The sequence below is a fragment of the Labrenzia sp. PO1 genome (assembly GCF_012273635.1).
Taxonomy (GTDB): domain Bacteria; phylum Pseudomonadota; class Alphaproteobacteria; order Rhizobiales; family Stappiaceae; genus Roseibium; species Roseibium algicola.
Map to the genome: position 1 here is coordinate 605,738 of NZ_JAAXCR010000004.1, position 12,624 is coordinate 618,361.

The window sequence follows — 12,624 nt, forward strand, 5'->3', positions numbered from 1 at the left end:
CGCTTCGCAAAGAGGTGTGTATAGTGAAGGTCTTGGGACCGGCAGGGTTCAGGAGGAGATGAGATGACGACGGACAAGAAATCCCCGGGCGGGACATCTTCATCGGGCGGCAGCGGCACCGGCGGCAAGGACAAGCCGGGCAGCAGCACTGCGTCTTCCTCCGGCAGCAGCAAGCGGCCGGTAACGATTGATCTGACCGCAGAGAAGGTCGGTGCCAAGCCGACAGACACGAAGCCAGCCTCTGGTACGAGCTCAACGACGAGCGCCACGACGGGGTCTGGCGGCACGACTGCGGGTGCAACCAAGACAGGCGGTATCGGCAGCACGACTGCGTCCGGCAACTCAAACTCAGCCGGAAATACATCGTCATCCGGCAGCACCGGCAGTTCGGGCAGCACATCGTCGCCCTCTTCGTCTGCATCGACCTCGTCCTCGACCGGATCAGGCTATTCTTCTTCGTCGTCTACCACTGCCGGGTCTTCCACAGCCGGAAAGCCCACAGGAGCCAGCGCAACCGGGTCGTCATCTGCGACCGGCAAACCGGCGTCTCCGGCAAGCTCATCGACGTCTGCCACCAGCCAGCCTGGAACTTCCTCGACAAGCAGCAGCTCCCGTCCAGGGGGATCAACCAGCTTTTCCAATCCGCCAGCCGCTGAAGACCGCGGCGGTGTCGGGGCATTCGGTGTTCTGATTGCGGCCGTTATCGGCGGTATCCTGGTGCTTGGCGGCGGCTTCGGCCTTTACCAGGCCGGGCTCGTCAAACTGTCGCCCGAGCCGAACCAGCAGCTCACCAGCGCGCTCAGTGCCGCCGAACGCAAGATCTCCGATCTGGAGAAAAAACTCGGCGACGTGACGTCTTCGGTCTCCAGCCAGGGTAGCTCCGGTGCTGTTTCTGCTCTGGAAAGCAAAGTCAGCGCGCTTGAAGCCAAACTGCAGGATGCATCGTCGTCCGATCTGAGCGCCGCGGTCGATGCCCTGAAGCAGGATGTCGAAGGACTGCGCAGCACCGTCGCTTCGGCAGGTGCCGGCACCGGCGAAGGAACCCCAGCCAATCTCCAGCCGCTTGAAAGCCGTCTGGCCGCGCTGGAAGAGGAAGTGAAGGGCGATAGCCAGGTGGATCTGGCGCCGCTTGAAAGCCGCCTGGCCAAGCTGGAAACCGACACCACATCGACCTCTTCCGAAGCCGACAAGCTTTCCGGTTCCGTAACCGGGCTCGAGGGCCAGCTTTCGGACCTGAAGACGACCCTTTCCGAGGTGGAAACCAGACTTTCCAATACCGAAGCGACCGCGAAAGCAGCACAAACAGCCGTATCGACGTCGGACGTTTCCCTGAAGACCCTTGCCGACAGCCAGGCACGGGCAACCGAGACCCTGTCTTCGCTGGCTGCCGACATCAAGTCTGTCGGCGCGGCCAACACGGCGGCGCTGGAAGGTTTGCGCTCTGAACTGGACGCGCTTTCAACGCGCCTTGCCGCGGTTGAGGCAACGATGGGCGATGCGACGGCGCGTGAAGTTGCTGCCAGGGCACTGTCCGTTTCCGCGCTGAAGTCGGCCGTCGATTCCGGCCGCCCTTATGAAACCGAGCTGGCCGCCGTCAAGGCGGGGCTGCCGGGCGGGCTCGACCTGTCTGCACTGGAGGCCAACGCCAAGACCGGTGTCGAACCGGTGCCCGTGCTGATCGCCCAGTTCCCGCCAGTTGCGCGCTCTGTCTACCAGACGTTTTCCGAACCGGACCGGTCCGGTGATGTACTCGACAGCCTGATGACCAGTGCACAGTCGCTGTTCACCGTTCGTCGTTCGGGCTCAGGTGAAGGCGACGGGCCGGCCGCTGCCCTGCAGCGCATGGAAAACGCCGTCCGGAAGGGAGATCTCAAGTCGGCACTTGCCGCCTACAAGGATCTGCCAGAACAGGGACAGGCTGCTGCTGCCGACTGGGCAACGCGCGCCGAAGCCCGCGTCGAGGTTGATGACCTGACGGACAAAGCCTCGCAGGAAGTGCTCAACGCGCTTGCTGCGAAGGATAGCTGAATGCAGGCCGGCCACTCGCCCGCCCGTCAATGGAACTATGTGCCGGCAGGAGCCGGCCGTCGCAGGGAGCGAACTGAATGATCCGCGTTCTGTTCTTTTTCGCGCTGTTGTTTGCCGTTGCCATGGGCTTTGCCTGGATGGCGGACCTGCCTGGAACGATCCAGATTTCCTGGCCGGTTTATGAAGGCGGCCAGCAGGTCGGGACGGACATCTGGGAGCAGTCGCCTGCGATTGTTGCCCTTGCCGCAGCCATTTTCCTGGCGATCTTCCTGGCGATTGTCTGGGTGATCCGCGTCGTCTTGAAATCACCGCAGATTGCCAGCCGCTTCTTTCGGCGCCGCCGGAAAGACAAGGGCTACAATGCGCTGTCACAGGGCTTGATCGCTCTGGGCACGGGCAACGCCAAACTGGCGCGCCGCTACGCGCTGGACGCCGACAAGCTGCTGGATGATGAACCCGCGGCAAAGCTGCTGCTTGCACAGACGGCCCAGCTTGCCGGCAAGGACGACGAAGCGCGTCAGCGTTTCGAGGCGATGCTGGAAGATCCGGCCACCAAGGCGCTTGGTCTGCACGGTCTCTTCATCGAGGCCGAGCGGCACAGGGAGCCGGTGGCAGCACGGCACTACGCGGAGGAAGCCGCCAAGACATCGCCGGGTCTGGAGTGGGCCGGCAAGGCCGTGCTCGGCTACCAGGCGGTTGCCCACCATTGGGACGAAGCGCTCAAGACCCTGGAGCGCAACTACGCCGCAAAGATGCTGGACAAGAAAACCTATCGGCGTCAGCGCGCCGTCATCCTGACGGCCCTTGCGACAAAGCTGGAGGACGGCGAGCCGGAACGGGCCTATTCGCTGGCCAAGGAAGCTCATGGGCTGGCACTCGACCTTGTACCGGCCGCCGTGCTGACGTCTCGTCTGGCAACGCGCCGGGGCGACATCCGCAAGGCCTCCAAAGTGTTGGAGGCGGCCTGGCGTTTGTTCCCGCATCCGGAGTTGGCTGAAACCTATGCCCATGTGCGTACCGGCGATTCGGCTGTCGATCGTTTGAAGCGGGTGAAATCGCTTTCCGCACAACGGGCAAACACTCCCGAAGGTGCGCTGGCCATCGCCCGCGCAGCCATGGAGGCGCGCGAGTTCGAAGAAGCGCGCAAGCAGCTGAAAAAGGTCCTGCAGTCCGAACCTACCCGTCAGGCGTTTCTGCTGATGGCGGAAGTGGAGGAAGCCGAACACGGTGACCGGGGCCGCACACGCGACTGGCTGGCCCGTGCTGTCAGTGCGCCGCTCGACAAGGTCTGGATGGCCGACGGCATCATTTCCGCCGAATGGCAGCCGGTGTCACCGGTCACCGGCAAGCTCGATGCGTTCCAGTGGGCAACGCCGGGCAGTCTGTCCGACGAGGACGGTCCGCTGCTTGAGGACAGCCTGTTCGAGGCGCCGGCCCTGCCGTCCGCCACTCCAGCCGAGCCGGTTCGGCCGGTTGCAGATGTGGATGACGACGCGGTGGTGCTGGAAGCCGAACCCGTCACCAGGCCTGCCACTGCCAAGCCTGCGGGACCCGAGACGGTTGACGCCACATCCGGCAGCGCCAAGTCAGCCGCCGCGGAACCTTCCGCTGCCTCTGTGCCACTGGAAAAGCAGGGCTACGAAGGGACGACGGACGATGTCAAATACAGCCCTGCGCTGAAGGACCTGCCCGACGCCGAAGCTACCAAGGCGCCTTCGGACAAGGCTGCGACCGTTGAGAAGACGGCAGCCAAGGAAAGCGCGGTAAAAGCCGAAGCCGGGGCAGACGACAAACCTGCCGTGGTGACAAGCAAAGACGCCGGGACAGCGAAAGCTGGTGTGACCGGCAAGACCGACACCCGGAACGGTTCCGAGACGCCTTCCAAGCCAGAGGCAACATCTGAGGCCAAGGTTGAGGAAACTCCGAAATCGGCGGATGCAAAGCCATCGGCTGCCAAAGCCGGGGAGGCCAAGACAGGCGAAACAAAGTCCGGAAGTTCCAAAGAGGATCTCAACCGGCCAATCGAATTTCCCCTGTCGCGGATGCCGGACGATCCGGGCCCGGATGAGGACGACGAGGACGAGAGCGCCAAGACGCCACGGCCGCGCTTTTTCAACTGAAGCGCTGCTGCGGCGATAGTCGGAATGTGCTGACGAGCATGTGTTTGCCTGGCTTCCGGAAAAGGGAAGATGTGATCTTCCTGAAAGAACCGGTTTTAGGCTCTTGCATCTGACGCCAAGCTCCGGTAATTAGCGGCGCACTCGGGCTTGACCTGAGTGTCCGCGCCAAATCGCGCGATGCCCGGCATCTGCCGGAGAACGCCGCTGTAGCTCAGATGGTAGAGCACGTCATTCGTAATGATGGGGTCGGGGGTTCGAGTCCCTTCAGCGGCACCACTTTCCAGGCCCAGGTTCCTTTCTTCAGGTGCGCCCGACAGGGCTATCCCTTCTCTGATGCTTTCCTCTGAATTGAGCAAGCTGTCACGAGACTTCAGAAACAGCTTTGCGATCGTTGGCCCTGCCACCAGATTCACGGGCTGCACAGGTCGCAGTGACAGCTTTGATGCTGGCGAACTTGTGTTGCCCTGCTGCTGATCCGGTTTCTGTTTGTCGGACGGGAAGTGCCACATTGATGGCTCGTCGGCAGTCCTTGCAAAAGGCGGGGTGATTGTCCAATTCTGACGCTACAAATTGACGTAGAGTTGGTTTGGCAGGTTGTGGGCGCCCTTGTCCTCACGAGACAATCGTATCGTCCAGCAGGTGCTTGTTTTGGCCTCGTTTGATTTTCAGAAACAGGCTGGTTGGATTCCGTGTTTTGAAAAAGCTGGCCACAGGTTGCTCCAATTCGACGGAAGTCACTGAACCATAATGTGACTGCGGGAATCCTGTGACGCCGCGTTGCGCCTGTTTCCTCATATTTTGTGGGATTTTCCCAGATGAGGTTTCGGTCTTTACATCCTATTTGTAAGAATTTTGGAATCGAGTGAATGAATATTCATGTAAATCTATTTATATCAAAGGTTGTAAAATGCCTGACGAGCTTCAGTAACAGAAAATATACAATTGTTTCCTTATTGTACTTGTTAATTTAGACATGGCCTCAAGTGACGATGCGAGAGCCGCACACAAGGTGATGAGAATTGCTGCATAAAATGATCCGCATTCTTGTCGCTGACGACAGCGGCATCGCTCGTGAAGTCATCAACAACGGCATCGCCGTTCATCGTTCCAAGCGGTACATCGAGGTTGATAACGTCGATAACGGTCGTTCCGCTGTCGAGGTTCTGAAGAAGAAACAGATCGACATCGCCTTCATCGACATCAACATGCCGGGGCTGAATGGTCCGGACGTAATCGCCGCGATGAGCGAGACGAAGTCTGCAGATTGTCTGACGGTCGCGATTTCAAGCGGTCTTGATGAGCGCAATGCCAACATGCTTCAGCAGCTGGGGGCCTATCATTTCCTGAAAAAGCCTTTCACCCAGGAGGATGTGTCGGAGATCGTCGCCACTTACATGACGATGACGACGACCTATCCGATCCTGATCGTCGACGACAGCGGTACGATGCGCAAACTGACGCGCAAGGTTCTGGAGGCCAGCCGGTTCGACTTCGAAATCTCGGAAGCCGACAGTGCGCAGGCGGCGCTTCGTACACTTGCATCGGGCAAGTTCCGGATGGTGCTGACGGATTTTCACATGCCGGATGTCGACGGTATCGAGCTTGCCGGTTCGATCCGGGACCTGTCGAGCAAGATCGGCATCTACATGATGTCCACCAACGACACGAGCTATCTGGAGCGGTCCGCGGCCTTCGTCGGGATATCCGGTTTCCTGAAAAAGCCGTTCACGCCTCAGGACATAGATACGCTCATGCATCAGTTCCTGGAGCTGGATACGCCAAAATTCGGCAAGGTGCGCAACATGTTCAGCTTCATGGAACGAGAACGCAAGGCATCGTGAGGCTCGCCGGACTGGCGAGTGCTGATCGTTCCTCTTGGGTCTCCTGGAAATTTCAAGGGAACCATTTGCCGAACGCTTACATTGTTTCTGGATTGTTTGTCAGCATTCTTGATTTAAAACGCTTCAGTTGATTCAATGAAAGAATCAGAAGTCTCCCCCTAGTTCGTATCGGTTCCACTGTCTGAATGCATGGAGAGCGGTGTGGGCAAAACAGCAAAACTTGAATTACTTCGCCGGATATTGCCTCTCGGCCTCTGCGTGCTGGGTATAGTCGGCGGATATTTTTTCATGTCGGTGCTCAGCAGCCTGCTCTGCATTATCGCGGCCGCCGGGATCTATGCCGCCTTGCCGCGGCCGAACGTACCGTCCGGTGCCGTAAAGCCGGTATGTCATCCGCCGGTTCTGGTACTCGACATGATCGGGTTTGTGATTGGTGCCGCTTTCTTTTCCATAGCTTTCATCGGGATGGCAGACTGGAGCGGAGGCGCAGCCCTGATGGCGCTGCTTTGCCTGGGTCCTGCCTCGATTGCACCGGTGCTGTTCACCGTGTCCGCACGACAGGAGACGTCCTGGGTCCGTTTCTTCAGCAACGGTTTCGAATTCACCCAGTTCGGCCGACGCGTCCGGGTGATGTATGAGGATCTGAAAAAGATCGACATCCGCCTGTGGCACGCTTCCGGCTGGGCTGCCTGGTTCCAGTCGACGATCGGCTCGCTGGGGCCGAGATCAGCGGTTCTGCTGAATGGGGCTGAAACCACCACGACTCTGGTCTTCAAGCGCCCGGACGGGGCAACCTTCACCATTTCCTCCGAACTTGTGCCGGACCTGCAGCGGGTGCTGATCAACATCGACAGGGCCGGTATGGAGCTTCCTGACGGGATCAGTGAATATCAGCGCAAGAAGATCCGCCAGCGGCGCGAGCGCATGTACGGCGGCCCGCCGCAGGAACCGCCGCAGTCGGAACAAAAGGAAGTGGCGCGTATCGCGGCCCTGATCGAACACGCCAGGCGCAGTGCCGGCCATTGAGGGCGGTTTTTCACCTCACATCACATTCGGCTGTCTGCTGACCACAACTTCGTCCTCATCCTGAGGAGCGCGCTTGCGCGCGTCTCGAAGGATGGGCGGCACACGCAGGAGCTCCTGGCCCATGCTTCGAGACGGACCTGACGGTCCTCCTCAGCATGAGGGCGTGTGGGGGCGCCGACGGAAGGAGGGGCGATCTGCCGAAGACCCGGTGCTGGCATCAGCCGCTTCAAACTACGAACCGACCCAGTTCGCCTTTCGCTTTTCGAAGAATGCGGAGATGCCTTCCTGGGCTTCGGGGGTTTCCCAGGTCTCGGCGAGACGGCGGATGGTGTCGTCGATGATTTCTTCGGTGATTTCCGGGCCAAGGCTGCGGGCCAGCGCCTTGGAGGCGGCTACCGCAGCAGGGGCAGCGGAGAGATACGGTTTGATTTCCTTTTCGATCGCCGCATCAAGGTCCGCCTCGCTCACGACCTTCGCCACAAGATCGAGATCCCGAGCCTCTTCCGCGCCGAACAGGCGGGCGGACATGAATACCCGGCGTGCCTTGCCTTCTCCCATGCGGGCCAGCACATAGGGGCTGATGGTTGCCGGGATGAGGCCGAGACGTACTTCCGTCAGGCCGAATTTGGCGCTGTCGACGGCAATCACGGTGTCGCAGACGCTCATCATGCCGATGCCGCCGCCAAAGGCCTGGCCTTGTACGCGGCCTATCAGTGGCTTCGGCAATTCGTTGAGGCTCTGCAGCATCATGGCAAGCTTGCGCGCTTCAGTCATGCGAGTTTCGCGGTCAGCTTCGAACTGCTCGCGCATCCATCCAAGGTCGCCGCCCGCGCAGAAGCTGGCGCCAGCACCCGTCAGGACAACGACACGGACAGTGTCGTCCTCCGCCAATTGTGCGGCAACTTCCGTCAGTTCGGCGATCATCGTGGCGGAAAGCGAATTGTGCTTGTCCGGGCGGTTGAGTGTCAGCGTTGCGACGCCCCGGTCGTCAACGGCAAGGGAGATTGTCTCGAAGCTCATGCGTCAACACTCCTGAGGGTGCGGGCAAAGTCGGCGATTTCAGCAAGCTTTGCCCGGTCGATGCCGGTCTCGAAGCCCTTGCTGGTCATCAGGTCTAGCACGGCTTCGGTTGCGACATTGCCTTTGGCACCCGGTGCATAGGGGCAACCGCCCAGACCGCCGACCGCACTGTCGAAGGTGCGCAAGCCCTTTTCGAGGCTGACCTCGATGTTCTCGATCGCCCGGCCCTTGGTGTCATGAAAATGGCCGGCAAGCTTGTCCGCAGGGATCGCGGTCAGCACGGCGTCCAGCATCCGACCGATGGTCTCCGGCGTTCCGGCGCCGATGGTGTCGCCGAGGGAAATCTCGTAGCAGCCGAGATCGAACAGCGTTTTGGCGACCTCCGCAACCTTCTCCGGTGGTGTTGCACCGTCGTAGGGGCAGTCGGTTACGCAAGAGACATAGCCGCGAACCGGGATGCCGTCCTCATGTGCCTTTTCCAGAAGCGGCTTGAAGCGTTCGATGCTTTCGGCAACCGAGCAATTGATGTTCTTTCTGGAAAAGCCTTCCGAGGCCGAACCGAAAATGGCGACTTCATCCGCCGACACTTTCTTGGCGGCCGTATAACCCTTCACATTGGGTGTCAGCACCGCATAGGTCACGGACGGATGCCGGTAGATGCCTTCCATCACCTCCTGGGCGTCGGCCATTTGCGGTACCCATTTCGGACTGACGAAACTGGTCACCTCGATCTTGCGGAAGCCGCAGGCAGAAAGCCGGTCCACGAGGTCGATCTTCTGGGCCGTCGGCACAAAGGTTTTCTCGTTCTGCAGACCGTCGCGCGGGCCCATTTCAAACAGGGTGACGAATTCAGACATGTTTTCTTCTCTAGCTTCTCGTGAGGCCTAAGTGAGGCCGGTTCTTCGCTGCGCTTCGTCCGGGGGACGGCACCAGGCAAATCGCGGAGGCATTCGTTAAACGGTGTTTGACACGATCACTCTTCCTGCTCGGCACGGGCGCGCAGTTCACGGCGGATGACCTTGCCGGTGGTGGTCAGGGGCAGGGCGTCGACAAAAGCGACTTCGCGCGGATACTCGTGGGCTGCAAGGCGCGTCTTGACGAAGTCGGCGATTTCCCCGGCAAGTTTGTCGGTCGGTTCAATGCCGCTTTTCAAGACGATGTACGCCTTGACGATCTCCGTGCGCTGGCTGTCGGGTTTGCCGACGACACCGGCCATGGCGACCGCCGGGTGCTTGATCAGGCAATCCTCGATCTCTCCCGGGCCAATGCGGTAGCCTGATGACGTGATGACGTCGTCATCCCGTCCGACAAAGCGGATCCACCCGGTGTCGTCCTTGATGCCCGTGTCGCCGGTCAAAAGCCAGTCGCCCGCAAATTTCTTCTCCGTCGCTTCCATGTTGTTCCAGTAGTTCAGGAACATCACAGGATCAGGACGTTTGACGGCAATGTTGCCGAGTGATCCGGCAGGCAGTTCCTCGCCCGTGTCGCTGACGACGCTGACATCATGACCCGGAACCGGGCAGCCCATGATGCCGGGGCGCGCTTCCATCAGTCTGGCGCAACTGGAAACGATCATGTTGCACTCGGTCTGGCCGTAGAATTCATTGATCGTCAGGCCGAATGTGCGGCGGCCCCAGTCGATCAGCTCCGCGCCAAGTGTCTCGCCACCGGAGGCAACGGACCGCAGGGTGAATTGCCAGCGGTTTTCCGGGGCTTCCACCTGACGCATCATCTTCAGCGCGGTTGGCGGCAGGAAGGTGTTGCGGATCTTCTGGTCCTGCAGCAGCTGGAAGGCTGCTTCAGCGGTGAACTTTCTGAACCGGCACGCTACCACGGGCACACCCAGGAAGAGCGCGGGCATCAGAACGTCGAGCAGGCCGCCGATCCAGGCCCAGTCCGCCGGGGTCCAGATCCTGTCACCCGGCTGGCCCAGAAGATCATGGCTCATCTCGACGCCCGGCAGATGGCCGAGCAGCACCCGGTGGCCGTGCAGGGCACCCTTGGGCTGTCCGGTGGTGCCGGAGGTGTAGATGATGATTGCCGGGTCATCGGGGCCTGTGTCGAAGGGGTGGAATGTGCCTTCGTGTCCGGCCATGTGATGATGGAGGCTCTCTGCCCCCGGGACGTCTTCATCCGCACAAAGGACGGTCGTCAGTTCCGGCAACCGGTCACGGATGGTCGCCAGTTTGGCAGCGCCGCTCGCATCCGTGATCACCGCCTTCGCGCCGGAATCCTTCAGCCGATACTCAAGTGCTTCTTCACCGAACAGGGTAAAAAGCGGAATGGTGATCGCGCCGAGTTTCAGGGCCGCAATATGGGCAAAGGCGGTTTCGGGCCTTTGCGGCATCAGAACGCCGATCCGATCTCCGGGCTGTACGCCTCGGGCAGTCAGCAGGTTGGCAAGCTGATTGGAAAGCCGCCTCAGGTCACTATAGGTGTAGCTGGTGGCGCTGCCGTCCTCGTCCGTATAGACCAGCGCCTCCCGGTTCGGCTCGCGTGCCGCCCAGTCGTCACATATGGCAACGCCGATGTTGAACCGGTCTGGGATCTCCCATCGGAACCTGCCGGACAGGTCGTCATAACTCGTGGCGTCATGCGGCAGCATCGGCTTCCTCCGCGAGCGCCAGAAGGACGGTGCCGTCGGTTACCTGCTCGCCTTCGGCAACAAGAACCTCGCCAATGACACCGTCCCGCGGGGCTTTCAGCGTGTGTTCCATCTTCATGGCTTCCAGGATCACCAGAGACTGGTCCTTCGTCACGGCTTCGCCTGCCTTGGCGTTCAGAACCTTCACGAGGCCGGGCATCGGTGCGATCAGCTGATCGCCCGCGCCGCCGGCTTCCTCGTCTGCGCTGAGCGTGTCCGGCAAGGCAACCGGGAAAGCATGGCCGCCGAGGAAGACCGTCAGTCCCTTGCGGTCCTCCACTACGACCGCCCGGGCACGGTGGCCGTCACAGTCGTAGGTGATCGCACCGCCTTCAACCTTCACCAGAGCATATTCGCGTGAGCCTTCCTCAAGCTGGACCGCGAACCGTTGATGGCCGAGGGCGTGGACCTCGACGTCCCGGCGCTCGCCTGCAATTTCAAGCAGTGCATACTGGCGCGATGCACTCCAGATCCGCCATCCGGCCAGCGTGTCGAACGGATCGTTGCCACTTGCCGGCCTGGTCAGGCCGAGCGCCGTGAGAGCGGCAAGGGCAATGGCGTCCACCGGGATGGAGGGTTCTTCTATGAGCTGGGTCAGATCCCGGTCGATGAGGCCGGTGTCGACATCGCCCGCGGCAAAACCTTCGTGGCGGCACAAGGCCGCCAGAAAGCCGGCATTGGTGACGCAGCCGGCAACTTCCGTTGCCTCAAGGCTTGCCAGCAGCTTGCCGAGAGCCGCCTGGCGGGTTGGGCCGTGGACGATCACCTTGGCGATCATCGGATCGTAATAGGGGGTGATTTCATCTCCGGAGCGCACGCCGCTGTCGACCCGGGCGCTGTCTTCCGGAAGGGCCAGATGCTCCAGCGTGCCGATGGCGGGCAGGAAGCCCTTCGGCGCATCTTCCGCATACAGCCGGGCTTCGAAGGCCCAGCCGTTGAAGGAAAGATCTTCCTGGCGCTTGGGCAGGGTTTCGCCGGAGGCCACGCGAAGCTGCCACTCGACCAGGTCTTCGCCGGTGATGAGCTCGGTAACCGGGTGCTCGACCTGCAGCCGGGTATTCATTTCCATGAAATAGAACCGGTCGGACCTGAGGCCTTCGGAAACGTCGGCGATGAACTCGATAGTGCCGGCGCCGGAATAGTCGATGGCCTTGGCCGCGGTCACGGCGGCTTCCCCCATGGCGCGGCGCATTTCCTCCGGCATGCCGGGGGCAGGGGCTTCCTCGATCACCTTCTGGTGGCGGCGTTGCAGCGAGCAGTCGCGCTCGAACAGATGCACGGCATTGCCGTGGCTGTCGCCGAAAACCTGAATCTCGATATGGCGCGGCTTGGTCAGGTATTTCTCGATCAGCACGCGGCCGTCGCCAAAACTGGCTTCGCCTTCGCGCTGCGCACCTTTCAGGGCGTCTGCGAAATCCTTCGGGTCATCGACCCGGCGCATGCCTTTGCCACCACCGCCGGCACGCGCCTTGATCAGCACCGGATAGCCGATGCGGTCGGCCTGCTCCTTCAGGAAGTCCGCGTCCTGGTTCTCGCCGTGATATCCGGGCACCACCGGCACGCCGGCCTTTTCCATCAGCGCCTTGGCGGCATCCTTCAGGCCCATTGCGCGGATGGAAGAGGCGCTCGGGCCGATGAAGGCTATGCCGGCCCTGTCGAGGGCGTCGACGAAATCCGGATTTTCCGACAGGAAGCCGTAGCCCGGATGCACGGCTTCGGCGCCACTCAGCTTGCAGGCTTCGATGATCTTGTCAGCCTTCAGATAGCTTTCCGAGACCGGTGCCGGTCCAATACGGAAAGCCTCGTCGGCCATGGCAACGTGCTTGGCCCTGGCGTCCGCATCGGAATAGACCGCAACGGTCTTGATGCCGAGCTTCTTGGCCGTTGCCATCACCCGGCAGGCAATCTCGCCGCGGTTGGCAATGAGGATCTTCTTGAACATTTC

The 12,624-nt window shown here is 61.0% G+C and carries 8 protein-coding genes and 1 tRNA gene; 5 read left to right on the forward strand and 4 right to left on the reverse strand.

Annotated features, from left to right (window positions below; all coding sequences use genetic code 11):
* Positions 1–63 precede the first annotated feature (63 nt).
* From HCG46_RS23015 to HCG46_RS23035, 5 genes are all read left to right on the forward strand, one after another.
* The gene (locus tag HCG46_RS23015; RefSeq protein WP_209009588.1) at positions 64–2,028 is read left to right on the forward strand and encodes a hypothetical protein; all 1,965 of its coding nucleotides are present in this window, start codon (positions 64–66) and stop codon (positions 2,026–2,028) included.
* Between the two features lie 77 nt (positions 2,029–2,105).
* Entirely contained in the window at positions 2,106–4,148 is a 2,043-nt protein-coding gene (locus tag HCG46_RS23020) for a heme biosynthesis HemY N-terminal domain-containing protein (protein WP_168687484.1), read from the forward strand.
* A 200-nt stretch (positions 4,149–4,348) separates the two neighbouring features.
* Positions 4,349–4,424: transfer RNA gene (locus HCG46_RS23025), tRNA-Thr, on the forward strand.
* Positions 4,425–5,167: 743 nt separating this feature from the next.
* A complete protein-coding gene (locus HCG46_RS23030; protein ID WP_208984613.1) occupies positions 5,168–5,989 on the forward strand; it encodes a response regulator in 822 nt (273 codons plus the stop codon).
* A 288-nt stretch (positions 5,990–6,277) separates the two neighbouring features.
* Positions 6,278–7,015, forward strand: coding sequence for a hypothetical protein (locus HCG46_RS23035; RefSeq protein WP_035907952.1), 738 nt, complete (start codon positions 6,278–6,280; stop codon positions 7,013–7,015).
* A 231-nt stretch (positions 7,016–7,246) separates the two neighbouring features.
* On the opposite strand, the gene HCG46_RS23040 is transcribed toward HCG46_RS23035, so the two are convergent.
* From HCG46_RS23040 to HCG46_RS23055, 4 genes are all read right to left on the reverse strand, one after another.
* The gene (locus tag HCG46_RS23040) at positions 7,247–8,035 is read right to left on the reverse strand and encodes a crotonase/enoyl-CoA hydratase family protein (protein ID WP_077291586.1); all 789 of its coding nucleotides are present in this window, start codon (positions 8,033–8,035) and stop codon (positions 7,247–7,249) included.
* Positions 8,032–8,892, reverse strand: coding sequence for a hydroxymethylglutaryl-CoA lyase (locus tag HCG46_RS23045; RefSeq protein ID WP_168687485.1), 861 nt, complete (start codon positions 8,890–8,892; stop codon positions 8,032–8,034). The genes HCG46_RS23040 and HCG46_RS23045 overlap by 4 nt, the downstream gene beginning before the upstream one ends.
* A gap of 116 nt (positions 8,893–9,008) precedes the next feature.
* On the reverse strand, positions 9,009–10,640 hold the full coding sequence (locus HCG46_RS23050) for an acyl-CoA synthetase (RefSeq protein WP_168687487.1): 1,632 nt from the start codon (positions 10,638–10,640) through the stop codon (positions 9,009–9,011).
* Positions 10,627–12,621 carry an acetyl/propionyl/methylcrotonyl-CoA carboxylase subunit alpha gene (locus HCG46_RS23055; protein WP_168687488.1) on the reverse strand — a complete coding sequence of 665 codons (1,995 nt, stop codon included), beginning with the start codon at positions 12,619–12,621 and terminating at the stop codon, positions 10,627–10,629. Before HCG46_RS23055 ends, HCG46_RS23050 begins: the two co-directional genes overlap by 14 nt.
* Positions 12,622–12,624: the final 3 nt, after the last annotated feature.

Coding starts and splice junctions, on each gene's coding strand:
- HCG46_RS23050 (WP_168687487.1), bottom strand. CDS start 10,640: ATGCTGCCGCATGACGCCACGAGTTATGACGACCTGTCCGGCAGGTTC.
- HCG46_RS23020 (WP_168687484.1), top strand. CDS start 2,106: ATGATCCGCGTTCTGTTCTTTTTCGCGCTGTTGTTTGCCGTTGCCATG.
- HCG46_RS23045 (WP_168687485.1), bottom strand. CDS start 8,892: ATGTCTGAATTCGTCACCCTGTTTGAAATGGGCCCGCGCGACGGTCTG.
- HCG46_RS23055 (WP_168687488.1), bottom strand. CDS start 12,621: ATGTTCAAGAAGATCCTCATTGCCAACCGCGGCGAGATTGCCTGCCGG.
- HCG46_RS23040 (WP_077291586.1), bottom strand. CDS start 8,035: ATGAGCTTCGAGACAATCTCCCTTGCCGTTGACGACCGGGGCGTCGCA.
- HCG46_RS23035 (WP_035907952.1), top strand. CDS start 6,278: ATGTCGGTGCTCAGCAGCCTGCTCTGCATTATCGCGGCCGCCGGGATC.
- HCG46_RS23015 (WP_209009588.1), top strand. CDS start 64: ATGACGACGGACAAGAAATCCCCGGGCGGGACATCTTCATCGGGCGGC.